Annotated in this window: 23 protein-coding genes; 17 read left to right on the top strand and 6 right to left on the bottom strand. The window is 65.2% G+C overall.

The window, feature by feature from the left end; all coding sequences use genetic code 11:
- Nucleotides 1-191 precede the first annotated feature (191 nt).
- The 3 genes from glyA (at nucleotide 192) to C493_RS00855 (ending at nucleotide 4,398) form a co-directional block, all read left to right on the top strand.
- On the top strand, nucleotides 192-1,439 hold the full coding sequence (glyA, locus tag C493_RS00845) for a serine hydroxymethyltransferase (protein ID WP_007257489.1): 1,248 nt from the start codon (nucleotides 192-194) through the stop codon (nucleotides 1,437-1,439).
- 549 nt (nucleotides 1,440-1,988) lie between these two features.
- Nucleotides 1,989-3,368, top strand: a complete 1,380-nt coding sequence (locus tag C493_RS00850) for an EstA family serine hydrolase (protein WP_007257490.1) — start codon at nucleotides 1,989-1,991, stop codon at nucleotides 3,366-3,368.
- Between the two features lie 112 nt (nucleotides 3,369-3,480).
- On the top strand, nucleotides 3,481-4,398 hold the full coding sequence (locus C493_RS00855; RefSeq protein ID WP_007257491.1) for a hypothetical protein: 918 nt from the start codon (nucleotides 3,481-3,483) through the stop codon (nucleotides 4,396-4,398).
- A gap of 332 nt (nucleotides 4,399-4,730) precedes the next feature.
- On the opposite strand, the gene C493_RS00860 is transcribed toward C493_RS00855, so the two are convergent.
- Nucleotides 4,731-6,182, bottom strand: coding sequence for an APC family permease (locus C493_RS00860; protein ID WP_007257492.1), 1,452 nt, complete (start codon nucleotides 6,180-6,182; stop codon nucleotides 4,731-4,733).
- A gap of 262 nt (nucleotides 6,183-6,444) precedes the next feature.
- On the opposite strand from C493_RS00860, the gene C493_RS00865 reads away from it, so the two are divergent.
- Nucleotides 6,445-7,338, top strand: coding sequence for a bifunctional methylenetetrahydrofolate dehydrogenase/methenyltetrahydrofolate cyclohydrolase (locus C493_RS00865; RefSeq protein ID WP_007257493.1), 894 nt, complete (start codon nucleotides 6,445-6,447; stop codon nucleotides 7,336-7,338).
- Nucleotides 7,339-7,523: 185 nt separating this feature from the next.
- On the opposite strand, the gene C493_RS00870 is transcribed toward C493_RS00865, so the two are convergent.
- A complete protein-coding gene (locus C493_RS00870; protein WP_007257494.1) occupies nucleotides 7,524-8,243 on the bottom strand; it encodes a DUF7117 family protein in 720 nt (239 codons plus the stop codon).
- 45 nt (nucleotides 8,244-8,288) lie between these two features.
- The gene (locus C493_RS00875) at nucleotides 8,289-9,299 is read right to left on the bottom strand and encodes a lysylphosphatidylglycerol synthase transmembrane domain-containing protein (RefSeq protein WP_007257495.1); all 1,011 of its coding nucleotides are present in this window, start codon (nucleotides 9,297-9,299) and stop codon (nucleotides 8,289-8,291) included.
- Between the two features lie 283 nt (nucleotides 9,300-9,582).
- Here C493_RS00875 and C493_RS00880 point away from each other — a divergent pair, with 283 nt between their 5' ends.
- The 8 genes from C493_RS00880 to C493_RS00920 all read left to right on the top strand — a co-directional run bounded on the left by C493_RS00880 (nucleotide 9,583) and on the right by C493_RS00920 (nucleotide 16,864).
- Nucleotides 9,583-10,413, top strand: a complete 831-nt coding sequence (locus C493_RS00880; RefSeq protein WP_007257496.1) for a hypothetical protein — start codon at nucleotides 9,583-9,585, stop codon at nucleotides 10,411-10,413.
- A 576-nt stretch (nucleotides 10,414-10,989) separates the two neighbouring features.
- On the top strand, nucleotides 10,990-11,136 hold the full coding sequence (locus C493_RS23310) for a hypothetical protein (RefSeq protein WP_007257498.1): 147 nt from the start codon (nucleotides 10,990-10,992) through the stop codon (nucleotides 11,134-11,136).
- Between the two features lie 452 nt (nucleotides 11,137-11,588).
- Nucleotides 11,589-11,864, top strand: a complete 276-nt coding sequence (locus tag C493_RS00890; RefSeq protein ID WP_007257499.1) for a PadR family transcriptional regulator — start codon at nucleotides 11,589-11,591, stop codon at nucleotides 11,862-11,864.
- 433 nt (nucleotides 11,865-12,297) lie between these two features.
- Complete coding sequence (locus tag C493_RS00900) at nucleotides 12,298-13,596, top strand: MgtC/SapB family protein (protein ID WP_049889058.1); 1,299 nt, start codon at nucleotides 12,298-12,300, stop codon at nucleotides 13,594-13,596.
- Between the two features lie 132 nt (nucleotides 13,597-13,728).
- Nucleotides 13,729-15,084, top strand: coding sequence for an aminotransferase class III-fold pyridoxal phosphate-dependent enzyme (locus C493_RS00905; RefSeq protein ID WP_007257502.1), 1,356 nt, complete (start codon nucleotides 13,729-13,731; stop codon nucleotides 15,082-15,084).
- Nucleotides 15,085-15,255: 171 nt separating this feature from the next.
- Nucleotides 15,256-15,630, top strand: a complete 375-nt coding sequence (locus tag C493_RS00910) for a hypothetical protein (RefSeq protein ID WP_007257503.1) — start codon at nucleotides 15,256-15,258, stop codon at nucleotides 15,628-15,630.
- Between the two features lie 126 nt (nucleotides 15,631-15,756).
- Nucleotides 15,757-16,455, top strand: coding sequence for a helix-turn-helix domain-containing protein (locus tag C493_RS00915; RefSeq protein WP_007257504.1), 699 nt, complete (start codon nucleotides 15,757-15,759; stop codon nucleotides 16,453-16,455).
- Nucleotides 16,456-16,510: 55 nt separating this feature from the next.
- Nucleotides 16,511-16,864: a DUF7344 domain-containing protein gene (locus C493_RS00920; protein ID WP_152421070.1), complete on the top strand. Its 354-nt coding sequence runs from the start codon at nucleotides 16,511-16,513 to the stop codon at nucleotides 16,862-16,864.
- Between the two features lie 101 nt (nucleotides 16,865-16,965).
- Here C493_RS00920 and purD read toward each other — a convergent pair whose 3' ends face one another.
- A complete protein-coding gene (gene purD / locus C493_RS00925) occupies nucleotides 16,966-18,309 on the bottom strand; it encodes a phosphoribosylamine--glycine ligase (RefSeq protein WP_007257506.1) in 1,344 nt (447 codons plus the stop codon).
- Between the two features lie 181 nt (nucleotides 18,310-18,490).
- Between purD and C493_RS21955 the strand changes: the two genes are divergently transcribed.
- Nucleotides 18,491-18,784: a hypothetical protein gene (locus C493_RS21955; protein ID WP_083912351.1), complete on the top strand. Its 294-nt coding sequence runs from the start codon at nucleotides 18,491-18,493 to the stop codon at nucleotides 18,782-18,784.
- Here the strand turns inward: C493_RS21955 and C493_RS00935 are convergent, their stop codons facing one another.
- Nucleotides 18,785-21,541, bottom strand: a complete 2,757-nt coding sequence (locus tag C493_RS00935; RefSeq protein ID WP_007257508.1) for a DEAD/DEAH box helicase — start codon at nucleotides 21,539-21,541, stop codon at nucleotides 18,785-18,787.
- Nucleotides 21,542-21,544: 3 nt separating this feature from the next.
- On the bottom strand, nucleotides 21,545-23,236 hold the full coding sequence (locus C493_RS00940; RefSeq protein ID WP_007257509.1) for a ribonuclease H-like domain-containing protein: 1,692 nt from the start codon (nucleotides 23,234-23,236) through the stop codon (nucleotides 21,545-21,547).
- A 126-nt stretch (nucleotides 23,237-23,362) separates the two neighbouring features.
- Between C493_RS00940 and C493_RS00945 the strand changes: the two genes are divergently transcribed.
- The 4 genes from C493_RS00945 to C493_RS00960 form a co-directional block, all read left to right on the top strand.
- Nucleotides 23,363-23,608 (top strand): antitoxin VapB family protein, encoded by a 246-nt coding sequence (locus C493_RS00945; RefSeq protein ID WP_007257510.1) that lies wholly within the window; start codon nucleotides 23,363-23,365, stop codon nucleotides 23,606-23,608.
- Between the two features lie 29 nt (nucleotides 23,609-23,637).
- The gene (locus tag C493_RS00950) at nucleotides 23,638-23,997 is read left to right on the top strand and encodes a PIN domain-containing protein (RefSeq protein ID WP_241430863.1); all 360 of its coding nucleotides are present in this window, start codon (nucleotides 23,638-23,640) and stop codon (nucleotides 23,995-23,997) included.
- A 48-nt stretch (nucleotides 23,998-24,045) separates the two neighbouring features.
- A complete protein-coding gene (thyA, locus tag C493_RS00955) occupies nucleotides 24,046-25,062 on the top strand; it encodes a thymidylate synthase (RefSeq protein WP_007257512.1) in 1,017 nt (338 codons plus the stop codon).
- On the top strand, nucleotides 25,059-25,394 hold a 336-nt coding region (locus C493_RS00960), incomplete at its 3' end, for a dihydrofolate reductase (protein WP_007257513.1). The genes thyA and C493_RS00960, both read left to right, overlap by 4 nt.

A 25,394-nucleotide genomic window follows, 5' to 3' on the forward strand; every position in this document is an offset into this window, starting at 1 on the left:
ACGCTGAATGTTCCTCGAGAAAGTTAGTTGTATCGGGTGTCAAAAATATTACATTGGGTCGCTCCGGCCTCGGCGAACCGGCGAACCGGCGAACGTACAACCGCCGCCGCCGTCGACACAGACTCGATCGCCGCGGGCGAGACGCGTTCGAATCGGGTACACTTATACAGTCCCCAGCCGGCACCTTGCACATGGACCACGAGCACGTTCGGGAGGTCGATCCCGCCGTTGCCGACGCACTCGAGGGAGAGGTAGACCGCCAGCGAGAGACGCTGCAGATGATCGCCAGCGAGAACCACGTCAGCGAGGCGGTCATCGACGCCCAGGGGAGCGCGCTAACGAACAAGTACGCCGAAGGGTACCCGGGCTCGCGGTACTACGGCGGCTGTGAGTACGCCGACGAGGTCGAACAGCTCGCGATCGACCGGGCACAGGAGCTGTTCGGCGCCGAGCACATCAACGTCCAGCCCCACTCGGGAACCCAGGCCAACCAGGCCGTCTACTTCGCGATGTTAGAGCCCGGCGACAAGATCCTCTCGCTGGATCTGACCCACGGCGGTCACCTGAGCCACGGCCACCCGGCGAACTTCGTCGGCCAGCTGTACGACGTCGAGCAGTACGAGGTCGACGCCGAGACGGGGTACGTCGACTACGAGGGACTCGCCGAGCACGCCGCGGAGTTCGAACCCGATATTATCGTCTCGGGTTACTCCGCGTACCCGCGCGAAATCGAGTGGGATCGCATCCAGGCGGCCGCCGACGACGTCGGCGCGCTCCACCTCGCCGACATCGCCCACATCACGGGTCTCGTCGCCGCGGGCGTTCACGACTCGCCGGTCGGCATCGCCGACTTCGTCACCGGCTCGACGCACAAGACCATCCGCGCCGGCCGCGGCGGCATCGTCATGTGCGACGAGGAGTACGCCGACGACATCGACGCCGCCGTCTTCCCCGGCGGCCAGGGCGGTCCGCTCATGCACAACGTCGCCGGCAAGGCCGTCGGCTTCAAGGAAGCCCTCGAGCCCGAATTCGAGGACTACGCCGAGCAGACGGTCGCCAACGCGAAGGCCCTCGGCGAGGAACTCGTCGAGAACGGCTTCTCGCTCGTTTCCGAGGGCACGGACAACCACCTCGTGCTCGTCGACCTCCGGGAAAGCCACCCCGACACCTCCGGCGGCGACGCCGAGGAGGCGCTCGAGGAAGCCGGTATCGTCTTAAACGGTAACACGGTGCCCGGCGAGACCCGCTCGGCGTTCGATCCGTCGGGTATTCGCGCCGGGACGCCCGCGCTGACGACTCGCGGCTTCGACGAGGACGACTGCCGACAGGTCGCGAAGCTGATCGCCCGCGTCGTCGATAGCCCGGCGGACGACGACGTACTCGAGGAGGTCCGCGAGGAAGTCGCCGACCTCTGTGCGGCGAACCCGCTGTACGAGTAACTGAACCGGTCAGCGGTACCGTTCGCCGATCGCACCGTCCCGTTCTCGACCGATTCTTCGCCGCCGTTCCTGCCGGCTGGCTATCGTCTGGAGATGCATCCGAAACGGTCATGCGTGACACGAGATATCACTCAACATAGACTGCGCGCCGAGACCGATCTGACACGCTCACAGTCCGAGCGACTGAACCGTTCCGAAACCGCGGCGAGCGGTCATACCACCGATATCCGACGAAGCCAGGTTCGACGCCGAGGCGAACCGAGAACGACTCGAGACGCGGAACATCTCCGACGACGACCCGGACCCCGATGCCGGGTCGATCGAAGTACAAGAGGAAGAAGAGGAGGAGACGACAGAGGAAGAGGGTGAGGAAGACACTGACGAAGCGCCGTAGCGGGTTCGCTGAGTCCGAGGAACAACCGAAGGCCGACGGCGACGACGGATCCGGTCCGAGCGCCGCCCGGTCGCGGTCCGCGGCGGCACGGACCCGTCGACTGGACCGGAATACGCGTGCAGTGGTTTTCCCCTCGAGACCGTGGTCCGTTCCGTATGGGAGCGGACGAACCGACCACCGGCCGGCGGGCGGTGCTCTCCGCGTTCGGTTCGGGAGGGCTGCTCGCACTGGTCGGCCGACCGACCGCGGCACAAACGACTCGCGGGGGCGACGGCGCACTCGAGCGACTCGAGGACGGACTCGAGGAGACGGACGAGCCGGAAACGATCGTGAGTGGACTCGAGAGGGTCGAACGCCTCTTTCAGTACCAACTCGACCAGGGGCTCCACCACGGCGCGCAACTGGCCGTCTACCGGGGCGAGGAACTGGTCGTCGACCTCGCGGGCGGAATCACGGCTACCGAGGACGGGGACGACGACCTCCCGACCGACGAGGCGAACCCCGACGGCAGCACTGAGCAAAGCTCAGTTGGCGGTCGAAACTCGATGGGTTTCGACAACGTCGAGACCGAACCCGACTCGCGATTCGTACTGTTCTCGAACACGAAGCCGCTCGCGGCGGCCTGCGTTCACGTATTGGCCGACGAAGGGGCACTCGAGTTCGACGATCCGATCGTCGACCACTGGCCCGAGTTCGCCGACGAGGACTCGGAGAAAGCTTTGGTAACGGTCCGCCACGTCCTGACCCACCAGTCGGGCCTCCCGGAGACGCCAGTCGATTGGGAGTACGAGGTGTGGACCGACCCGGACGCGCTGGCGGCGGGCGTCGAGGAAGCGGACCTGGAGTTCTCACCCGGCGAGGAGACCAGCTACCAGTTCTACAGTTTCGGCTGGATCGTCGGCGAGTTGGTCCGGCAGGTCACGGGCGAACGGATCGACGAGTTCGCCCGCGAGCACGTCTTCGAGCCGCTGGGGATGGATCGGACTCACATCGGTCGGCCCGACGACGAGGACGTCGACGTCGCGACGCTGGTCGGCTTCGAGCCCTACGACCGGGTCGGCGAGCCGGGGCTGATGGCCGGCTACACGACCGCGGAGGCCGCGGAGACCTACAATCGGGAGGACGTACAGGAGGGGATCAACCCCGCCTGGACCGGGATCGGCCCGGCGCGCGAACTGGCGCGATTCTACGCCTGCTATCTGAACGGGGGCAAGTTCGACGGCACGCGCCTGCTGAGCGAAGACACCGTCGCGGAAGCGATCGCGCTGCACGTCGAGGAGCCGCCGACGGGCGGCGTCGGCACCGCTTCGCGATACGGACTGGGTTTCCAGCGCGGCGGCGCGCTCCCCGACCGCCGCGGCGTCCCCTCGCCGGCGGGAACGTTCGGCCACGGGGGCCTCGGCAGCAGCATGACCTGGGCCGAACCCGAGACGGACCTCGCCTTCGCGTTCGTCTGCAACGGCATCCGGGACGGCTACGAACACGACGCTCGGATCGCGTCGCTCTCGGAGACCGTTCGGTCGGGACTGGCGTGATCGGTTCGGAACCCTCCGCCGTGAGGCGCTCTCGAGTCGTCTTGCGACCCCCTCGAGATCACTGTCACTCGCCGGCACGCGCCTTTTCAGCCGGCTGGCCGTAGCGCCGCCGATGTCGATTAACCCGACCGGAACCATTTTAGACGACGACCGAAGTCTCGAGCTCCGAGAGACTCGCGAGTCCGCAGCCGCACAGCTGGCACTCGAGTTGACGCCGGTCGCCGAGTTCATGGGCGCCGAACCGGGCGATCACGTCGACTGGGACGTCGACGAGCACGAGGGCGAGCCGATGCTCGTCCTGAGCGAGCTTCCGGACGAACAGACCGGCGACGCGCCGTACCCGCGGCGACTCCGCGAGGAAAACGGCGAGACCGTCGCTCCCGTCCCTGATCCGCTCGTACGAGCCGAACCGCCGGCGGGACTGGGGCTCGATCTCGACGCCTACGACGCGGAGCGGCCGCTGTTGTTCGACGCGTTGACGGCCGCCGAGACGATCGGCGTGGTTCCCGTCCGATTCGGCGACGGGGAGCCCTACCGCTCGGAGCCGCTTCCGAACGTGGCCGACGCCAGCGATCCGATCGCCGAGGGGACCATCGAGCACGAGCGCGACGGCGATTCGACGCCGCGACCGGAGACGATGGACGCGCCGATCGATCCCGTCGTCTTCGACGACGTCATGGCCGACGCGCCGACCGACGTTCCCGAAGCCGACGTCGTCGGGCTCCTTGAGGCGAGCGAAACCCACGACGTCGTCGGCGTCGACGACCACGCCGCCGGGACCCCGCCGCTGTCGGTCGACGACCGCGCTGTCGTCCGACTCGAGGACGGCGCCTGGCAGAGCCGAATCGCGCCGGACCTCGAGAACGCCGGCGTCGACGTCGACGGGAACGCCCTCGGCGTCGTCCGAACGATTCACGAGCGACAGGCCGAGCGCTTGCTCGAGGAAACTGAAGGAGTCGAGGCCGAACACGACGGTTTCGAGTCCGTTTCCGCTCTTTTCGTCACGGCGGAGCGAGACACCGCAGAGTAAACGGGTTCGAGGGCTGAGACGGTCGGTGAAGACGATGCGTAGCCAGTTCCCGTCCGTGCCACTCGAACCGAACGGCGGACGTTCTTGTTTCTGTTGAGACCAACGAGACCCACGACGGCGTCGAACACGACTTCCGAACGGCAACAATTTTCGATACCGTCCGCCAGGAGCTATAGTAGCCACTGAAAGTCAATGCACGCCTGATCGCAGTACGGCGTTACGATCAGAGTGTAAATCGTTTCAGTGGCTACTATAGCCGAGCAGGGTCGTCGCCACCGGGATGCGGATGCGGTCGAGGCCACTAGCAATGATCGATCGGTGAGACGACGCGGTCAATCGTCGCCCTGACTGCTGCTATCGCCACCGATCGCTTCGTGTTTGTGCAGCAGTGCCATCTTTTCGCGCAGATCCTCCTCCCCGTCGTAGGTTCGGATCCGGTAGACGTACAGCAGCGAGACCAGCCCGATCCAGCCGAACTGGAGGAGCAGCGCCGTCGGTGCTCCGAGGGCGACGAAGACCATGAACACGGCCGAGACGACGACGTTGCCGACGGCGACGACCTTCAACACGGGCAGCGGAAGCTTGTAGAACGAGTACTTGTACCGGTCCGGAAAGACCGTCGGGAGCTTCCACAGCGCGACGCCGCTGATCATGAAGCTGATGAAGATTCCCGTCACGGTCACCGTGACGAGCCAGTCGAGGACGTCGACGGCGAGGATACCGTCGAACGGGCCCATAAGCGGCGCGGCGAGCAACGGCGGAACCGCGAGCAACAGGAGCGCGCGGTTCGGTGTGCCGAACCGGTCGTGAATGTCCGAGAAGAACCCCGGAATCACGTCGTCACGGGCGGCGCGCATGATCGTCCGCGAATAGGACGTGTAGAGCGTGTTGATCGTCGTCGCCGCCGCGACGAGCGCGCCGATCGCGACGAACGCGATCGCCCAGCCCGGCAGGATACCCTCGGCGACGGCCGCGAGACCCCCTTCGACAGCCTGGCCGTCGTCACCGATAATGGACTCCCACGGCACCGCTCCAACCAGCGCCACGATGACCGCGATCGTCAACACGGCGACGATCGCCATCCCGGCGGCCAGCACGCGAGGGATGTTCTTCGCCGGATTCTCGAGTTCTTCGCCGATCTCGATGATCATCGCGAACCCCTGGAACGGGATGTACAGCGTCACGGCCGCCAGGAAGAACGGCGCGTAGCCGTCGGCGAACGGGTCGCCCTCGCCCGCGGGGAACATCGGCGTGAGGTTCGACGTGTCGAACGACGTGAACCCGCCGACGGAGAACGTGACCATCGCTGCCAGGAGGATGGAGACGAGCACCATCTGGACGTTTGCGGCCAGTTTGACGCCGACGTAGTTGAACGCCAGAAACGCACCCAACAGGAAGTACACCGAAACCAGCGTCGGAACGTCGGCGAAAACCGGGACGTACTCGGCGAACCCGAGCGCCGCGAACAGGATGTACGCCCAGACGGACATAATTGGGACTGCCACCCCGAGAAACCCCCAGTAGGGTCCGACGAGCCGGGAAGCGTAGACGTACGCGCCGCCAGCGACCGGTATCGAACCGCCGAGTTGCAACAACAGCAAGATTCCAAGCACCATCGGAATCACTGCCAGTAAAATCGCGACGACGATACTCGGCCCCGCCACCGCTGCCATCTGCGTCGGCACGATGAAGATGCTCATCCCCACCGCCGTCCCGATTAACAATGCGATCGCCGCGATCGGACCGATCTGCTCGTTGATCAGCTTGAAATCGTCTCCTGTCATCGATAGCCTGTGAAGCGATATCACGAACCACAATATTAAATCCATTGTTAATGGTGATACAGATGATGCAAATATGCGTTCCAACGGAAACCGAACGACACGAAACCGCTAGCAACGTTTTCGTCCGCGGCGAACGACAGCGCTGACACGCCCGACAGCAGTCACAAAGATATCCACATTCGTGGATACTACCGACGCAATAGAGGGGGCATCTGCGCACGAACCCGAGGGTTGATTAGTCTCGCGGTCGCCCACTCGAGTAATGACCGAAATCATCGACGGCAACGCCGTCGCCAGCGAGATTCGCGAGGAGTTGACCGACGCAATCGAGACGCTCGCTGACGCCGGTTCACGGCCGGGTCTGGCAACCGTGTTGATGGGCGACGACCCGGCCAGTGAGACGTACGTAAACATGAAACAGCGCGACTGCGAGGAGGTCGGCATCGAGAGCGTCCACGTCGACGTCGACGGCGACGCACCGCCCGCGAAACTGTACGACGAGATCGCCGCGCTGAACGACGACCCCGAGGTCCACGGCTACATCGTCCAGGCGCCCGTTCCGGACCACGTCGACTACCGCGAGGTCATCCGCCGGGTCGATCCCGTAAAGGACGTCGACGGCTTCCACCCCGAGAACGTCGGCCGCCTCGTCGCCGGCGACGCCCGATTCCGACCCTGTACGCCCCACGGCGTCCAGAAGTTACTCGAGTCGGCGGGCGTCGAGACGGAGGGCAAAGACGTCACGATCGTCGGCCGATCGGACATCGTCGGCAAGCCGCTTGCTAACTTGCTGATTCAGAAGGCCGAAGACGGCAACGCGACGGTGACGGTCTGTCACTCTCGAACCGACGACCTCGCCGAAAAGACCCGCAGCGCCGATATCGTCGTCGCCGCCGCGGGCGTTCCGGAGCTCGTCGACGGCTCGATGATCGGCGAGGGCGCGGTCGTGATCGACGTCGGCGTCAACCGCGTCGACGCCGACAACGAGAAGGGATACGAACTCGTCGGCGACATCGAGTTCGAGAGCGCGACCGAACAGGCCAGCGCGATCACGCCGGTCCCGGGGGGCGTCGGTCCCATGACGCGCGCGATGTTACTGTACAATACGGTCAAGGCTGCGAGCCTGCAAGAAGACGTCGACGTCACCCTCCCCTGAAACGAGACCTGTCTCGAGCCCGGTTACGTCACACTGTTTTCGGTGACTCCCCCCTCACAAATCGGCGGCCGACTCAGGGCGGTTCCGCCGTCCCGTCTCGCCCCCCTCACGGAGTTCGTGTGGCTGCTCCGATCCGAGCGGTGACGCACTTCCTCCAATGGGTCGGTTCGAACGCGGAGACCCAGTTACGGCGCGAACTCGAGGTCCTCGAGTCTGTCCCGGGCCTGCGTGAGCGCCAGTTCGTCACCGCGGAGTCCGTTCGCCAGGTCGCGAGTGGCATCGACCAGTCGGTCGGCCGTCCGCGGATCGACGTCGCCGTCGAGCATCCGGATCCGGGTGACGTGTTCGCCGAGCATCTCGACGGCGCTTCGCTCGGCGGCCGTCAGGTCGTCGTCCGTCGTCCAGGTACGCAGATCGCGGCGATAGTCACGGATCGCGTTCGCGTATGCGAGTCCACGCGCACTACGAAGCGTCGCGGGAATCTCCGCAGCCGGGGTTCGCTCGCCGTCGTCGGCGTCACGCAACAGCGAGAAGAAGTAGTACTCTTCGTCGTCCTCGAGGTCGATATCTCGGCGGACGATATCGGCGACGTGGAGGAGTTCCCGTGCGGCCAGATAGCTGTCGTCGAGGTCGCGGAGATCGCCGGCGCTGACGAACCCGCGGCGGCGAACGTACTCGCGACAGTTCTCGCGCGCGCGGTCTGCGAGTTCGTCGGTCGTCAGCTCGTCGATGGCGTTTCGCACCTCGGTGAGGTCGAACTCGACCTGAAGGTCGGTGTGTTCGGTCCGCTCGTCGACGCCGACGCTCTGGAGGCTGCCACAGGCGGGACAGCCGACGCTTCCCGTCTCGTAGTACGACCAGCGTGTCCCACACTCCGTACACTCGCGTTCGCCCCGGATCTTCATGCACCGACGTACGTGTGGCACCCCAAAAACCACACCGGAGTCGCGCTATGCGTTTTGGAAGAGGAGACTCACCGCGGAGAGACCGCCGACGCTGATCGTGAGCCAGTACGTAGAGAGTCGATAAATGAGCGCGACCGTCAGTGCGGCGGCCGGCTCGAGCTGACCGAGCGTCGTCAGCCCGGCGGTGACGATCGCTTCGACGCCGCCGGTACCGCCCGGGGCGGGAACGATCGTCCCGAGCTTCCCGAGTGCGACGACGATAGCGGCGACCGGCAGGGCGAGCCGATAGCCGAGGGCGACCGCACCGAGATAGACGGGCAACATGAGAAACGCCATCCCGAGATGTGCGTAGACGGTTGCGATCAGCAGGGTCCGTTTGTCGGCCGTGATCGTCTCGACCGAACCGTAGAAGCCGTCCAGTCGCGTTCGGACGGCAGCGGGTGAGAGCTGCTCGTCGAATCGATCGGAAAACCGTCCGAGAACGCGCCGGACGGCGGTCGCGATTCCGAGGACGAGCCGATAGATGACCGCCGGCTGGCGGACCACGACGTAGACTGCCGTGGCGACGACGACGAACAGCCCTGCAAATGCTGCGAACTGCAACACCATTCCGTCGCCGAGCGCACCGCCGACGGCGATCATCCCGAGTGCCAGAAAGCCGAACGTGTAGTAGGGGATGTAGTTGAGGAGGTCGGCGGAGACGATACTCGCCAATCCGTCCTCGTAGGCCATTTCGCCGTCGCTCGAGACGAGGTACGCGACGAACGGCTCCGCTGCGAGCTGTCCGTACGGCGTCACGTACTTGAGAAACATCGCGGTCAGAAAGATTTGGCCGATCCGCTTGCGGGCCATCGTCGTATCGATCAGCGAGACGAACCGATCCCAGACGAGGCCACGAAACGTCAGCGCGAGCAGCCCCGAGAGCACCCCGAGACCGAGCACGCGGTAATCCGCCCGTCCGAGTTCGGCGGCGACGTCCCGACTGCCGACCGCACTGACGAGGAGAGCAAGGAGAACCACGGCGAGTACAAATCCGAGGGCGATCCGTCGTTTCACGAGCGCAACATTGAACCGACCCTACAACTATTTTATGAAACAACTGACGATCGGAATCGCACTCGAGAGGCTCCGTGCTCGTCGTGAACACGGAGAACTGTTTCGAGTATAATCATCTGTGACCGCCGTCCCGGTCACGATTCCGTCGCTCACGATCCGCTTTACTCGGGAAACGATACGTAATCGATGACGGTCACCGGCGGTTAGACGACGTTAAACACGTCATTAACGGACGGCAGTTGCAGGCCGCACTGAAACCACCGCGAACGTCCTATCAGGATATATGTCCGATTCAGAACTGAACCGTCGCAAGTTCGTTGCCGCCGCAGGTACCGCAAGTGCACTCGTACTCGCCGGCTGTGCGGACGAAGGCCCTGGCGACGAAGAGGAAGAAGAGGAAGAAGGTCCCGGCATGGATGACGACGAAGAAGAGCCGGAAATGGACGAGGAAGAAGACGAAGAGGAAGAAGAAGAGGACGACGATGAGACGTACACGCTGACGGTCACCGTCGAGGACGAAGAAGGCGAACCCGCAGAGGGCGCAACCGTCGAACTCGACGAAGCGGACGACGACCTCCTCGACGACGATGAGGACGAGGACGACGAGAACGGTCTCGAGGATGACGACGAGGACGACGAGAACGGCCTCGACGACGATGACGAGGACGACGAGGCGGAAACCGAGTCCGCAATCCAGGAAGACGACGACGAGAACGGCCTCGAGGACGACGATGAGGACGACGAGAACGGTCTCGAGGACGACGACGAAGATGACGAGAACGGTCTCGAGGACGACGATGAGGACGACGACGAGGAACACGACTTCCCGCTCGAAGAGGAGACCGACGAGGACGGCGAAGTCGAGTTCGAAGACCTCGAGGACGGCGAGTACACCGTCACGGCCGAATACGAGGGTGAAGAGGCCGAGGACGAGGTCGAGATCGACGGCGACGACGAGGAGCTCACGCTGACGCTCGGCGAGGACGACGAGGACGAGGACGAGGATGATGACGACGAAGACGACGATGACCTCCTCGACGACGACGAGGACGGCGACGAAGACGAGAACGGCCTCGACGACGACGAGGACGACGACGAAGACGACGGACTCTAATCGGCGAGTCCCTCGAAGGCACAGCTAGCACACCGCGGTAACTGTCCGCCCCGGCCGTCGGTCACGGCGGTCGTGTCCCATCGGTAGTACGGTCCGTTGGAACGTTTTTCGGCGGACCGTTGTTCGACGAACCAGCCACCGGAGAGCCGTTGCAGCCATCGGAGAGCCGTTGGCTCAACCTCGACGCGTGGCTTCTCGACCCGTCGATCAGCCTGTCGACATCGAACCGTTCGTTCTCGACGCAGGCGTCGCACCTCCGTTCATCGCACAACGACCGCCAGTTCGGTTCGCGTCTACAGTCGCTGGACAATCGTCGCTCGTTCGTCGTGAACGATTGCAAACAGTTGTTGCCACGAAACCGCCCTCTTCCCGACGGAAGCGGCTGCAACGGACGTCGGCAACCGACACAATCTCTGTTTATCTCAGCGAACGGGTCGGTCTCCCGGTGCCCTTCTGGTGCCATCGAAAGACGCCGCTCCCGCCCGAAACCGACATGGGGTGACCTGGCGCCGAACCACGTCCGGCGTCGCGTCCGCGCGGGTACCTTTTTTCCGTTCGCCGTCCGTACCGCTTGCCATGCGAGACGAAGAAGAAATCCGTGAGCAGTACGAGTTCCTCAAGGAGAACCTCGAGAGCGACGAGATGCGCCACGACGGCGTCGAGGAGATGTTCACCTACTACAAGCGCGCCCTCGGGTGGGTTCTCGAAGAGGAGTATATCTGAGCCGCGCTCGAAACGTATCACCGCTCGATCCGGTGTCGTTACATTTAAGTACACTCGGGAAAACCTTTCAGGTGACGCTTCGCTTGGAGGGCCGAAGCGTCAGCGGGGACCAATTCAGGGCGGCAAGCGATCGCGTGGCATTTTTCCGCCACGCGATTTGCTTTCCTGTTTCGATACCGAACCACCGAGCGGCCGCTTTGCCGTTCGTGTACTGAACTCGACGATAGATCGGCCGTCAATCGGGTACAACCAATATAAAAATACCGAACAAATTCAGATGGACTGTAAACATGAACGGTACATTACGTGAGTTTCGCAGAAAACCAATCACGGACGTTATCTGTTGTGATCCATCGAAGACGACGGATTATGCCGGTAATATCCCTGTTTCGTTCGAAACAACCCGATAGCCTTATTAAATTTCGACAGTAAGCTCAATTGGTACTTTCCCAATGTACGACCTGACAGGATTTCAGCGGGACCTGCTGTACGTCATCGCTGGCGAGGAGGAGCCCCACGGATTGGCTATCAAGGAGGAACTCGAAGAGTACTACGAGAAGGAGATCCACCACGGTCGGCTCTACCCGAACCTCGACACGCTCGTCGACAAGGGGCTCGTCGAGAAGGGGCAACGCGACCGGCGGACGAACTTCTATACGCTGACGCGTCGCGGTCGGCGCGAACTCGAGGCACGCCGGGAGTGGGAAGCACAGTACGTCGACCTCTAACGTGTGGTTCGGTCGCGAACAGCCACCGCACTCGTCGGTCTCCTGCTCGGCGTAGTCGTCAGTGTCTTCGCCTGGCTGTACTTCGAGACGCTCCTGCTGTTTCTGTTTCTCCCGTTCGTGCCGTTTCTGTTCGCTCGAGGTGCCGAGAGACCGTCGGAGGCGGAATCTGAGGACCAAGGGGTTCGACGGCACAAACGCTGTCCAGCGTGTTCGTTCCAAACGACCGACCCGTCGTACGAGTACTGTCCGCGAGACGGGCGGCGTCTTCGAACGATGCGAGAGTAGTACCTCTCTCTGACCGGTGGCCGCGCGCTCGATGGAAAACACGCGGGTGGTGTCGACGCGTCCGACCGATACCGACTCCCGCGACACGTTCTCAGACCGTTGTGCTTCCAGCGCGTCGTTTATATCCGTTCACAGTGAACTCCACGAAGTGAACGAGGTTACGGTGCCGCTGCAACTCGCCGATGCGCCCCTCGACGAGACGGTCATCCGCCTCGCGCTCGCCGGCGCGCTGGGGATGTTCCTCGGCCTCGAGCGCGAGTGGTCGCAGAAGTCCGCCGGCATTCGGACGTTCTCGCTGATCAGCCTCCTCGGAGCGGTCTTTACGTTGCTCGTCCTCGAGACCGACCTCGGCGAACCGCTGCTCATTCTGGGCGGATTGCTCGTCGTCGTCCAGGGTGTCATGCTCGGCATTCAGGGGTTGCTGAGCGACGAGGGGACGGGGCTCTCGCTGACGACGTCGGTCTCGATGCTCGTCGCCTACGGCATCGGCGCGCTCGTGGTCGCCGGCTTCATCACCGAGGGCGTCACCGTCGCCGTCCTTTCGTCGCTGTTGCTCGTGCTCAAGCGCGAACTCCACGAGTTCGCGTGGGGGCTTTCCCGCGAGGAGATGCGCTCGACGACCGAGTTCGCCATCCTCGCGTTCGTCATCTACCCGCTGTTACCGGCCGAGATCGATCTCGAGTTCGGCGGGCTGGTGATCCCCCTCGAGCCCCAGGTGATCTGGTTGATGGTCGTCGCCGTCGCGGGAATCGGGATCGTCAACTACGCGATCGTCTCGACCTACGGCGGACGAGGGATCGCCGTCACCGGCTTCTTCGGCGGGCTGGCGTCGTCGACGGCCGTCGTCGGGACGATGCTCGACCACGTCCGCCAGCGGCCCGAAGCGGCGTCCTACGCCGTCGCCGCGATCTTACTGGCCAACGCCGCGATGGCCGCCCGGAACCTCGCCATCGCGGTCGGCTTCACCGTCGGCAGCGGGTCGCGGATCCTCCTCGAGGCGATCGTTCCGCTCGGCGCGGTCATCCTGGTCGCGTTCGCCGTCGCGGCGTGGTCCGCAGACTGGGGCGAGTCAGGGCCGATCGAACTTGAGAGTCCGTTCTCGATGAAAAACGCCCTCGCGTTCGGCGCCGTCTTCCTCGTCGTGCTCGTCTTCGGGTCGCTCGCCGAGACCTGGTTCGGCACCCTCGGCTTCTACGCGACGGCCGTCGCCAGCGGCTTCGTCTCGAGCGCCGGTGCGACCACCTCGGCGGTCGTCCTCTATCGCGGCGGCCAGCTCGGGCCCGCGGAGGCGACCATCGCCATTTTACTCGCGACGGTCTCGAGTATCGTCGTCAAAGCCCTGCTCGCCGCGACGTCGTCCAACCGCGGCTTCCGGCTCCAGGTTGCGGCCTACAGCGGGCTGCTCTTGCTCGGCGGCGCGGTCGCGACCGTCGTGGTCGTGATCTGATCCGGAGATCCGCCTTCGTCGTCGTGAGCTGACCCGGCCAATCGTCATCGTGGCTGCTCTACGACCACACGGCGGCGTTCGCTCGGTGCAACCGAGCGGCGGCTATATCACCCACGCGTGCTAACACGTCGTATGGACCGCGACACGGTCGAGCCGAGCGTCGATCGAATTCCCGGCGAGCGCGCCCGTCAGTGGGTCGACGCCCACCACCGCGTCGCCGCGCCGAGTACGTACGTCTACGAGTTCGTCTGGGACACGAGCGCCGAGGCGATCGGGCCGTTTTGCACCGACGTCGACGGCAACGTCCTGCTCGATTTTACGAGCCACGTGGCCGCCGCACCGCTCGGGTACAACAATCCCGCGATCGAGCGGCGACTCGAGTCGTTCGACCTCGTCGATCCACTGAAGATCGCCGGCCAGGACTTCTACGTCAGCAACGGCGGGCCGCCCGACGACCCCGAGTTTCCGGGGCCGACGCAGCTGATGGAGCGGCTGATCGACGCAACCGACCACTACGAGATGGACCGGGTCTTCCTCTCGAACTCCGGCGCCGAAGCCGTCGAGAACGCGATCAAGATCTGCTACGCCGCTGGCGGCCACCGCGCGTTCACGTTCGAGGGTGCGTTCCACGGCCGGACGCTCGGCGCGCTCTCGTTGAACCGCTCGAAAACCGTCCACCGTCGGGGCTTTCCAGAGGTTCCAGGCGTGATGACCGTTCCCTACCCCTCGAGCGAGGACGCGTACGAACGCCGCTGGCTGACGGACGGGCCGGGAGGCAACGTCGTCGCCGATAGGCTCCACCCCGAGCGCGGGACCGTCGACGCCGACGAGGTGGCCTTCCTGATCCTCGAGCCGATCCAGGGCGAGGGGGGCTACCGGCCGGCCCACCCCGGGTTCGCCCGCGACCTCGAGGCGCTTCGCGAGCGCTACGGGCTGTCGATCGTCGTCGACGAGATCCAGTCCGGACTCGGGCGGACGGGCGAGCTGTGGGCCGTCGATCACCTCGAACTCACGCCGGACGTCATCGCGGCCGGAAAGGGGCTGCGCGTCGGCGCGACGATTTCGCGGCGCGACGTCTTCCCGACGGAGACGGGCCGGCTCTCCTCGACGTGGGGTGCCGGGGACGTTATCGCCGCGCTCCAGGGAGCGCTGACGCTCGACGTCATTCGCGAGGAAAACCTCCTCGAAAACGTCCGCGAACGCGGCCGACAGCTTCGGACGCGCCTCGAGGACGCCGTCGCCGACGGCGAAGCGTCCGGCGTCGTCGACGTCCGCGGCGAGGGGCTGATGCTCGGCGTCGAGTTCGACACGACAGAACGACGCGAGGCCGTTCTCGCGTCGGCGTTCGAGCGCGGTCTCCTGACGCTTGGCTGTGGCCACAAAACGCTTCGTCTACTTCCGCCGCTGGACGCGACCGAACGCGAGATCGAACTGGGCGCGACGCTGTTGCTCGAGGCGATCGGTGCGGTCGCTGCCGATTTCGACTGACGGCGCTTCACTATAGTAGCCACTGAAACGAGTTACACACTGATCGCACCGCCCTCTGGCGATCAGGTGTACAATGACTGTCAGTGGCTACTATAACTCCGACCCGTACTCTCGGACCTCGTCACACGAAAGCCGGCCGTTCTTTCGGCTCCCCGCCGAAGAGAGCGTACGATGATCGGCGCACTCACGGTGGGCAAGAAGGCGCTCTCGTTCGGCTACAAACGATACGGCGTTCCCGGGGCGGTCGCGTCCGGCGGCGTCGTTCTGGTCGGCTACGTTGCGGTTCGACGCGCCCTGCAGGCGGCAACGGAGGCCGACGAAGCGTCGATCGGGGCGGCGATCGACGCCGAGTCGCTCGAGTCCGCCATCGACGAGGACGGCATCGAAGCGGTCGCTGACGTCCGAACGCTCGACGAGGTGATCGACCGAGAACAGCTCCGATCGAACGTCGACGTCGACGCGCTTCGGTCGTCGGCCGACGAGGAACTCGACGAGTTCGCCGAAGGGGGAGACCCCGCGTCGTTCGACGACGACGGCGACGCCTGAACCGTCGAGAGTAGTCGGCCGATCGCCCGTTCGCTCGAACATCCACCGGTCCCATCAACGCGATTTGTTTTTTCGGTAACTGAATAGCAAACGTACGCTTTTTCATATCGGTGACGTATTCGCGGTATGTTAATCGTCGAGTATCGGGTGGATTCGGCAGTTCTCATGGAGACGCTGGGGAGCCTCTCGTCCGTCACGATTCACATCGAGGAACAGTATCTCACCGCCGACGGACGGATTCGCGTGTATTTCTGGGCTGAAAGGGCGGAAACGGATGCAGTCGGTGAAACCGACACCACCGATACTGACACGTGGTCCCGATTCGAGACGGCGCTCGCGGGCGACCCAACAGTTTCCGAGGCGAAACCGCTGACCGACGCCACACAGCGGCGGCTGTACCGCATCACGTTGACCGACGAAGGCCAGTCGGAGACGACGTTCCCCCGATGGGCGGAGCTCGATCTCGTCTTGCTCGAGTCGGTCGGCACGGCCGACGGGTGGGCCAATCGGGTGCGAATTCCCGACCGAGAGACGCTCGAACAGTATCGGACTGCGCTGCGAGAGTGCGGTCTCGAGTTTCGACTCCAGTCGCTCTATCGCGAGAGCGACGCGGCGAGTACCGCCGAAGCGCAGCTCACGGGCGAGCAGTACGTGGCGCTCGTGGCGGCCTACGATGCCGGCTACTTCGACGTCCCGCGAACGACGTCCCAGTCCGAACTCGCCTCGAAGCTGTCGATTTCGTCGCAAGCGCTTTCGGAGCGGCTTCGCCGCGGGACGGCGACGCTCATCGAAGAAACGCTGCTCCGAAATCCGGCCCCGATTTAACTGCCTCGGGATTCAGGGCGGCGAGGGATACGTTCGAGTCGTTTTTCACTATGTGATGACATCATCGACGCTCGATAGAGTGTTCTCGACGCTGGCTGATTCCCACCGCCGGCTGTGCTGTCGCCACGTGGCCGTGACCGACGCGACCACGGTCTCCATCGACGAACTGCGTACCACGCTCGCCGACGCATCGTCGGCGGCCACCGAACCGGATCCGAACCGCGCCGCTCGAATCGAGACTCGTCTCCGCCACGTCCATCTGCCGATGCTCGACGAGGCCGAAGTCTTCGAGTACGACGCCACGCAGGGAACGGTACAGGCCGGGCCGCTGTTCCCGCTTGCAACCGACCTCGTCGAGGCGACCGCCGACGCGCCCGAGGTCGACGCTGCGATGCCGGTACTCGAGTGACGAACGCCGCCGCGTCGCTATCGACGTCGGTGAAAAAGGGATCAGTGGGACGCGGAAAACGGTGGGAAAACGAAACGGGAACGGTCGACCGCCGAGGCGATCTACTCGCCGCGGAGTTCGTTCATGTGGTCGATGCGCTGCTGGACGAGGTCGGGTTTGCCGATGTCGTGGCGCATGTGCAGCCCTTCCTCGCCGGCGACCTCGAGGGCGTCCTCGGCGATCGTTTCGGCCTCGGTGATCGAGTCGGCGAGGCCGACGACGGCGAACGACCGCGACGTGGTCGTGTAGATGCCGTCGTCGCGCTCGTCGACGTCATCAGAACTCGACGAGTTCTGATTGCCCGAAGCGCTTCGCTCCTCGACGCTGGCGTAGTAGAGCAGGGCGTCACCCGCACTTTCTTCGTCGACTTTGATTTTCGCGCCGGCCTCGGGGTCCGTGGGGTAGCCCTCCGGCACGGCGTACTTACAGACCGTCGCCTGATCGGCGAACTCGAGTTCGGGCGGGGCCTCGCCGTCGCGGGCCGCGGTGAGAATCTCGAGGAAGTCCGTCTCGAGGACGGGCAGCGTGTTCATCGCCTCGGGGTCGCCAAAGCGGGCGTTGAACTCGATGACCTTCGGTCCCTCGCTGGTGAGCATGTACTGGCCGTAGAGGATGCCCCGATAGTCGTCGAGGGCGTCGACGGTCGCCTCGATGATCGAGACGGCCTCCTCGTAGTCGTCTTCGGTCATGAAGGGCAGGTGGGTGGTCGCGTCGGAGTAGCTGCCCATACCGCCCGTGTTCGGCCCCTCGTCGCCCTCGTAGGCGCGTTTGTGATCTTGCACCGCGGGGGCGGTCCGGAACTCGCCGTTGGCGACGAACGCCTGGACGGTGAACTCCTCGCCGACGAGACGCTCCTCGAGGACGATCCGGTCGTAGTCGGCGTCGCGGATGTACTCCTTGCCCTCCTCGGCCGTGACCTGGTCGCCGATGACCTTCACGCCCTTCCCGCCCGTGAGGCCGGCGGGCTTGATCGCCAGGTCGCCGTCGTACTCGTCGATGAAGTCGCAGGCGGCCTCCATATCGTCGAAGGTCTCGAAGTCCGGACAGCCCGGAATTCCCTCTTCTTCCATGAACCGACGCTGGAACGCCTTGTCCGTCTCGATCCGGGCGTCTGCCTCCTTCGGGCCGAAGGCGTAGATCCCCGCGGCCTCGAGTTCGTCCGCGACGCCGGCCTCGAGGGGCGCTTCGGGGCCGATGACGGCGATCGTCGCGTCGACCGCCTCGGCGTAGTCGACGACGGCCGTCGGGTTCGTCGTCTCGAGCGTCTCGAACTCGGACGCGATCCGTGCGATACCGGGATTTCGGTTGCCCGCACAGGCGTAGAGGTCTGCCTCGCTGTCCTCGAGCGCGCGAGCGATGGCGTGTTCGCGGCCACCGCCGCCGATCAGGAGCACGTGCTCTCGCATGGGAGAACGCGGGACGCACGAACCTGTAAACGTTGCTCTTTGCTCGAGCCAGATGTATGCACGTCCGTGCGCTGTGCGCCTGTTTTGGCAGTGACGTCGTCCTCGCGGGGATCTCCTTTCACGTTCCCCTCTATATTTAGGGTCGTGTAGTAATCCGCTGCGGGACGACCCAACGTGTAGTATGTGCCGGGATCGTTCCGAACTGTACGACAGTCTTGCGAGCGGCCATCGGCGCCGCCTGTTGCTCGCGTTGCTAAAGGAAAGCCCCCGGATCGAACCCGCAAGCGACCCTCGTGTGAACGAGACAGAGCAACTGTCTCATCATCACGTCCACCTGCCGAAACTGGCCGACTACGACCTCATCGAGTGGCATCGCGGGATCTGCTGTGTCGAACGCGGACCGCGGTTCGACGAGGTGCGCCCGCTGCTAGAGCAACTCCCCGACGGGACCGACTCGTCGCCGATGCGCGGCTGATCACGCGTAGAACAGCGGCGGCCGTCGATCCCCGCCGTGCTCCTCGTCGGGGCGGTGGGCCGCGAGTGCTCCCTCGTCTGCGTCGCCGAGTAACTGATCCAGCACGTCGACGGCGGCCTCGCGGTGTAACGGCCGGTTGTCGTTGCCACACTGCTCGTCCATTACACACGCGGGACACCCCCCGACGTTGCCGCAGTCGCAGTCGGCAATGAGATCCCGCGCGCGCTCGGCGACGGCCTCGTAGTTCTCGTAAATCGCCCGCGCGAAGCCGAGGCCGCCCTCGATGCCGTCGTAGATGAACCAGCCGCTCGCGGGCGTGCGCTCGAGTCCCTGGGCGATCTCCCGAACGGTCGCTTCGGCGGCGGCGATGTTTCGCGGGGCGTCGTCGCTCCCCGGCGCGCCGAACGTCGACTCGTTGCGTGCCTCCGCATCCGCATCCGCATCCGTGTTCGTGTTCGTGCCCCCTTCGCGACCGACCGCCCGATCCAGGTGCGAGTCGATCGTCAGCGTCGCCAGCCCACCCAGATCGCGCTTGTCGACCATCAACTCGAGCGGCGCTACGCCGATCGTCGCGTGCTCGGCGGCGTGAAGCCCGCCCGCGTAGCCCAGGTGGGCCGTGTCGGCGAGGCCGTCCTCGAGGTCGGGAACCGAGACGTCACGGTACTTCTCGATGAGGGCGTCCTCCACGTTCTGGGGAACCTCGAGCCAGCAGAGCTGGGTTTCCATCGACAGCGGCGGGTTGTCGGTCGGAATGCCCTGTTCCCGTTTCTTCCCGCCGTGGACGGCCACCTTGTCGTAGGTCCCGTGATAGACCAGCACGCGTCCGCGACCGAAGTGGAGCGTGAACTCGCCGACCTCGCGGGACTCCTCGGAGACGGCATCGAGGACGGTCACGTCCGTCCGCGTGCGCGTGTAGTAGTCCACGTCGGTCGGCCGCAGCGTGACCGACGGCCGCGGCGCGCCGTGTTCGACCGCCGTCACCTCGTACTGCTGGCCCTGGTGGAGCCGAACTGCACCCTCGTGGAAGTCCCGCAACACGCGTTCCTTCGCGAGCGGTTCCATCTCCGGATCGGAGCGCTCGTCGACGCCGTCGGCGAGTCGCACCTCGTACTCCTCGCCCGTCGTCGCGTACAGCGACACGGACCGCTGGGGGCGGGGCGGCCCGACGTAGGAAACACCCGTCTCGAGGTGGCCGCGTAACTGTCCCGCGCGTCGCCACATCTCGACGGCGCGCTCGAGTCGGTCGCGGTCGGCGAACGCTCCGACGTCGGACTCGTCGACCGCGAGTTCGTCGGCCGCACAGCGCAGGTGCTGGGCGAAGACGGCGTCGTTGTCGATATCGACGACGGCGTCCTCGACGTCGTTCTCGAGGAGGTAGTCGGGATCGTTGACGACGTACTGATCTAGCGTGCGGTGTTCGGCGACGAGCACCGAAAGCGCCCGCCGCGAGCCCCGTCCTGCGCGGCCGATCTGCTGCCAGAAGGACTGGCGCTGGCCGGGGTAGCCGAGCTGAACCGTCGCGTCCATCTCGCCGATGTCGATCCCGAGCTCGAGGGCGTTCGTCGAGGCGACGCCGTCGAGCACGCCGGTCTTGAGCTGGTGTTCCGTGCCGTGGCGGTTCGTCCGCGAGTGACCCGCGTGGTACGGTTCGATCGCGCTCCCCCGGTCGGGATTCGCGTAGTAGCGTCGGTTGTCGTGGCGGTGTTTCGACGCTCGCTTGACGGAGAGTTCGGCGAGCTTTCGCGAGGGTGTAAACAGCAGCGTCTGTGCGTCCTGATAGGTGAGATGCGAGAGAATGCGCGGCGCCTCGACGGTGGCCGGAACGCGCTCGAGGGCGACGTCGTCCGCCGGCGCTTTTTCGCTCGTAGCGCCGTCACCGTCCTCGTCGTCGCGCCACTCGTCGCGCTCGTCGTGCGACGGGTCCTCGCGGTCCTTGGGCGGCGGATTCCAGAGCACCAGATCCCGCGGTCCCGTCGGCGAGCCGTCCTCGTCGACCACCGTAACGGGCTCGTCGATCAGCGCGCTCGAGTGGGCGCCGGGGTTGCCGATCGTCGCGCTCGTGAGGACGAACTGCGGGTCGGCGCCGTAGTAGTCGAGCACCCGCTTCAGCCGGCGGACGATCCAGGCGACGTGCATCCCGTGGACGCCGGTGTAGGTGTGTGACTCGTCGATCACGAGGAGGTCACACGCCGAGAGGAAGCGCGCCCAGCGGTCGTGGTCGTGCAGGTAGGTGTTGACGCCCGCGAAGTTGGTGATGATGACGTCGGCCTCCTCGCGGATCCGGCGGCGGTTCTCGCCGCGTTCGGTGTCGCCGTCGTAGACCCGAACCGTGATGTCCAGCCCCAGGTCGTCGTAGAGGTCGTTCAGGCTGCGCTCCTGGTCCCGCGAGAGCGCCTTCGTCGGGTACAGCAGGTACGCCGTCGACGCCGCGTCGCGGGCCCGCGCCTCGAGGTAGTGGCGCGCGATCTGGAGCGCGTAGATCCGCGTCTTCCCCGAGGAGGTGCTCGTCGCGACGCAGACGTTCTCGTCGTCGGCAAGCGCCTCGAGCGCCGCGGCCTGATGGGTGTAGAGGTCGTTCTCGAGCGGTCCCGCGAGTTCGGGGTCCAGTACCTCGGCGCAGGGAACCGTCTCCGCGGATCGACCGGGACGCTCGAGGACGGTAACGTCGTCCTCGTCGCGGTAGCCGGGGAAGGTTTCGACCAGCTCGTCGCCGGTGATCGGGACGTCCGCCTGCGGTTTCGACCGTTGGTCGCTCATTCGTCAGAAGTCACCCAGTCCGGTCTGTTCCGTCTCGTCGGCGTTCGCGCTCCGTTTCGTCGGTCTCTCCGTTTCCCGCGATTCGGCCGGCTCGGATTCGGTCGCCGTCGCGGACGACTGCGTCGAGCGACCGCCGGATCGACTCGAGTCGGTCGTCTTCGAGCCGGCCGCACTCGAGAGCGTCGCAGCGACCCCATCGGCCCGCGGCGCGTCCCGCAGGCGCTCGTAGACGTGCCACAGCGCGCGGCAGTCGTCCTCGCAGTAGGCCTCGTGGCGCTCCCACTCGAGTTCCTCGCCGGTTCGCACGAACCGCTGGTAGGCCGCTGCGGTCTGTGCGCCGTCGAGGCCCGTTCCCGCGCCCTCGTACCCCAGCGCGTCGGCGACGGCCTCGAGCTTGTTCGTCCGGCCGGGCAACAGCGCGTGCTCGTCCGTGGCGGCCCACAGGTAGAGGTCCAGTTTGGGGACCGACTCCCATTCCTCGGCGTAGTAGGGGACGTGCTTCGCGATGAACGAACCGAGATGCCGGTAGTCGAACCCCCAGCCGTTCCACGTCAGCAGCGCGCGGTTCGGGTGGACGCCGAGCAGCCAGTCGCAGAAGGCCTCGAGCACCCGGCCCGGATCGGACGGATCACTGCGCTCGACGAACGCCTGATAGCTGTCGCTCGCGGGATCGTAGACGCCGATCTGCCAGAGGATCGTCGGCGAGAGGCCGTCGGTTTCGATATCGAGACAGAGCGGTGGCGTCGACCAGTCCTCGCCGGGTAGCGAGTCGTCGGTGAGCCGGCGGGGCTCGCCCGTCTCGAGAACCCGCGCGTGCTGGTGCATCCTGCGGGCACCGTCGGGACTCGAGCCGGGGAGGTCGGCAAGCGTCTGCACGGGCGTCTCGAGCAAGTCCGCACGAGTCGTCACGCCGCGGTCGGCAAGTCGCTCGGCCGTCTTCGGCCCGATTCCGTCGACGGCCTCGAGGCCGAAGTCGGTCACCTTGTGGGTCTCGACGCTCGCGACGCCGTCCGCGGTGAGTCGCAGGGTCGCGATCGACCGGGAGTTGCCGTAGCCCTCCGTCGGTCCGGCGCCACGGACGCGGACGGAGACACAGTCCTCGGCCAGGGGTTCGACCCCGCCGATCGCCTCGTGATCGACGCCGCGAATGGCGCCGGTCCCGGACTCGAGGTGCCACACCGCGTCGTAGCCCGCGGGCTCGCTCCCCGTCAGGACGGTCGTGACCGTGCCCGTCGGGAGCGCGTCGGCGAGCACCTCCGCGCCCTCGAGTCGCGTCTCGAGTGCGGTCGGTCGGACGGTCGTGGTCACGTCGTCGCAGACGAGCGCGGCGACGGCGGGTCGGTCGGCGAGCGCGCTCGAGACGGCGGTCGGCGTCGCCTCCAGCGCGCGGAGATTCGGGGTGACGGCGAACTCGAGGGGCTCAGTATCGATACCGCCAGTTTCGTCGGCGCTCGAGTCGGCGATCACCTGCCGATGCAGCGTCCCGTCGCCGGCGGTCTCGAGCGGCGGGTGAAACGCCGGCGCGTCGAACGCGCTCCGCGCTCGAGCGAACGCCTGTGGCTCGCGCTTGGGACCGAGCACCCAGACGGCGTCGGGCTCGAGGGTCCGACCGAGGTCCTCGAGGGTCGCCATCGGTCGATCGGCGACCGCCGACGGCGGGAGGGCGAGCACGGTGGCGCCGGCTCGAGCGGTCATTGGTGGTCGGGAGGCGGGCGGGAAGTAAGAGGGTTTGGACAGCGGAGTGAAAGTGAAGCCGGTTCTGTACTGCGGTGAGGACTGACCTCCATAACAGTTAACCGCTGTCTGCACACATATGTGTGCATGGGCGACACCGAGTACCGGAATATCCGGCTTACCGAAGACGCGTATCAGCGACTGAAGAGTCGCAAACAGGAAGGAGAATCGTTCTCAGATACGGTCGAGCGTATCGCCGGTGAGCGATCGTTGCTCGATCTCGCCGGGATTATTTCTGACGAAGAAGCCGAAGTGATGCGCGAAGCGATTCGCGAACGGAATGAGCGCTCGCGCGACGAACTCGATCGACTTACCGATCGGATGGATCCGTGATTATCGACACAGACGTTCTCATCGATTTGATGCAAGGTAACGATCGAGCGAAGCGAAAAATCGGTGAACTCGAAACCCAGCGCGTTCCGCTTCGAATTTCGGCGGTCTCACAGTTCGAACTCTACCACAGCGTCGAGCGGGTGAACGATCCCAGTGAGCGACGTCGACGCATCGAAAACGTCCTCGAAACGAGGTCCGTATATCCTGCTGACGGCGCAGTGATGAAAAAGGCTGGACGAATCGATGGTCGACTTACGTTGGAGGGACGGGCGATCGGAATCAGTGATACGATCATCGGTGCGACAGCGCTCATTCATGAAGAGCCAGTTCTCACGCGAAACGTCGATCACTTCGAACGAGTCGACGGTCTCGATATCGACTCGTATTGAGACGACGAAACTCAACGCTAAAGGGAACGCACGCGAAACGAGGCCCCAATGCAACAGTACCTCGAGCTAGTCGACGCGGTCCTCTCGGAGGGCACCTACAAGCCCAACCGGACCGGCGTCGACACGATTTCGTCGTTCAGCGAGCACTACGAGGTCGACCTCCAGGAAGGGTATCCGCTGCTGACGACCAAGCGGATGGACGGCTACCGCTGGGACTCGATGCTCCACGAAGTCTGCTGGTATCTCTCCGGCGAGGAGCACATCCGGGACCTCCGCGAGGAGACCAAGATCTGGGACGCCTGGGCCGACGAAGAGGGAAAACTCGACACCGCCTACGGCCGCTTCTGGCGTCGATTCCCCGTCCCGGAGGGAGACGACCAACTCGCGGGCGAGTCCTGGCCCGAGGAGGGCCAGCAGTGGGTTACCGAGGAGGAAGACGGTCGCCGAACCTTCGACCAGCTCCAGTACGTGATCGACACGCTCTCGGACTCGCCGAACTCCCGTCGACTCGTCGTCAACGCCTGGCACCCCGCGAACGCGGCCGTCTCGACGCTGCCGCCTTGCCATTATTCGTTCGTCTTCAACGTTCAGGGCGACCGCCTGAACTGCCATCTCACCCAGCGCTCTGGCGACACGGCCCTCGGCATCCCATTTAACATCGCGGCCTACGCGCTGCTGACGAAGGTGATAGCCCAGCAGACCGGCTTCGAGCCCGGCACGTTCGCCCACACCGTCGTCGACGCCCACGTCTACTGCGGGCGCGGTGCGCGCGGGGAGTGGTACGCGGACAACCTCGAGGCCCTCCAAACCCGCCTCGAGGGGGTCGACGACCGCGAGGACTACCGAGCGGTCCGCGAGTGGCTCGAGTCCGAAGCGCCCGCCGAGGCCGAGGGCGACGAACGGCTCGATCACGTTCCGGGGCTGCTCGAACAGCTCTCCCGCGAGCCCCTCGAGCGACCGACGCTCGAGGTCGCGGACGTCTCGATCGACGACCTGGCCTACGAGGACGTCCAGTTGCGCGACTACGAGTCCCACGACGGAATCGAGTTTTCGGTCGCCGAATGAGCGACATCGACTCCGGTTCCGACCCTGACCCTGACCCGGACTCCGACGCGGGCGCCGCCAACCGCGATGCGAGCGCCGGTCTCGAGTACGAAACCGACCGCGAACTCGTCGGCATCGTCGCCGTCGCCGAAAACGGCGTCATCGGGAAGGACGGCGACATGCCGTGGCACGTCCCCGCGGATCTGCAACACTTCAAGGAAACCACGATGGACCACCCGCTGATCATGGGTCGGGTCACCTACGAGGGAATTCTCGAGACGCTCGGCGAGCCGCTGCCCGGCCGAACGACGGTCGTACTGACGCTGTCTCTTATACACATCTCTAATGGCGCG

Source organism: Natronolimnohabitans innermongolicus JCM 12255, assembly GCF_000337215.1.
Lineage (GTDB): Archaea > Halobacteriota > Halobacteria > Halobacteriales > Natrialbaceae > Natronolimnohabitans > Natronolimnohabitans innermongolicus.

Bases quoted from the DNA above. Each gene is read 5' to 3' on its own strand.
- C493_RS00860 (WP_007257492.1), bottom strand. From the start codon at position 6,182: ATGACAGGAGACGATTTCAAGCTGATCAACGAGCAGATCGGTCCGATC.
- purD (WP_007257506.1), bottom strand. From the start codon at position 18,309: ATGCGAGAGCACGTGCTCCTGATCGGCGGCGGTGGCCGCGAACACGCC.
- C493_RS00865 (WP_007257493.1), top strand. From the start codon at position 6,445: ATGACCGAAATCATCGACGGCAACGCCGTCGCCAGCGAGATTCGCGAG.
- C493_RS00905 (WP_007257502.1), top strand. From the start codon at position 13,729: ATGGACCGCGACACGGTCGAGCCGAGCGTCGATCGAATTCCCGGCGAG.
- thyA (WP_007257512.1), top strand. From the start codon at position 24,046: ATGCAACAGTACCTCGAGCTAGTCGACGCGGTCCTCTCGGAGGGCACC.
- C493_RS00950 (WP_241430863.1), top strand. From the start codon at position 23,638: ATGCAAGGTAACGATCGAGCGAAGCGAAAAATCGGTGAACTCGAAACC.
- C493_RS21955 (WP_083912351.1), top strand. From the start codon at position 18,491: ATGTGCCGGGATCGTTCCGAACTGTACGACAGTCTTGCGAGCGGCCAT.
- C493_RS00870 (WP_007257494.1), bottom strand. From the start codon at position 8,243: ATGAAGATCCGGGGCGAACGCGAGTGTACGGAGTGTGGGACACGCTGG.
- C493_RS00855 (WP_007257491.1), top strand. From the start codon at position 3,481: ATGTCGATTAACCCGACCGGAACCATTTTAGACGACGACCGAAGTCTC.
- C493_RS00890 (WP_007257499.1), top strand. From the start codon at position 11,589: ATGTACGACCTGACAGGATTTCAGCGGGACCTGCTGTACGTCATCGCT.
- C493_RS00850 (WP_007257490.1), top strand. From the start codon at position 1,989: ATGGGAGCGGACGAACCGACCACCGGCCGGCGGGCGGTGCTCTCCGCG.
- C493_RS00945 (WP_007257510.1), top strand. From the start codon at position 23,363: ATGGGCGACACCGAGTACCGGAATATCCGGCTTACCGAAGACGCGTAT.
- C493_RS00935 (WP_007257508.1), bottom strand. From the start codon at position 21,541: ATGAGCGACCAACGGTCGAAACCGCAGGCGGACGTCCCGATCACCGGC.
- C493_RS00910 (WP_007257503.1), top strand. From the start codon at position 15,256: ATGATCGGCGCACTCACGGTGGGCAAGAAGGCGCTCTCGTTCGGCTAC.
- glyA (WP_007257489.1), top strand. From the start codon at position 192: ATGGACCACGAGCACGTTCGGGAGGTCGATCCCGCCGTTGCCGACGCA.
- C493_RS00920 (WP_152421070.1), top strand. From the start codon at position 16,511: ATGACATCATCGACGCTCGATAGAGTGTTCTCGACGCTGGCTGATTCC.
- C493_RS00915 (WP_007257504.1), top strand. From the start codon at position 15,757: ATGTTAATCGTCGAGTATCGGGTGGATTCGGCAGTTCTCATGGAGACG.
- C493_RS00940 (WP_007257509.1), bottom strand. From the start codon at position 23,236: ATGACCGCTCGAGCCGGCGCCACCGTGCTCGCCCTCCCGCCGTCGGCG.
- C493_RS00880 (WP_007257496.1), top strand. From the start codon at position 9,583: ATGTCCGATTCAGAACTGAACCGTCGCAAGTTCGTTGCCGCCGCAGGT.
- C493_RS23310 (WP_007257498.1), top strand. From the start codon at position 10,990: ATGCGAGACGAAGAAGAAATCCGTGAGCAGTACGAGTTCCTCAAGGAG.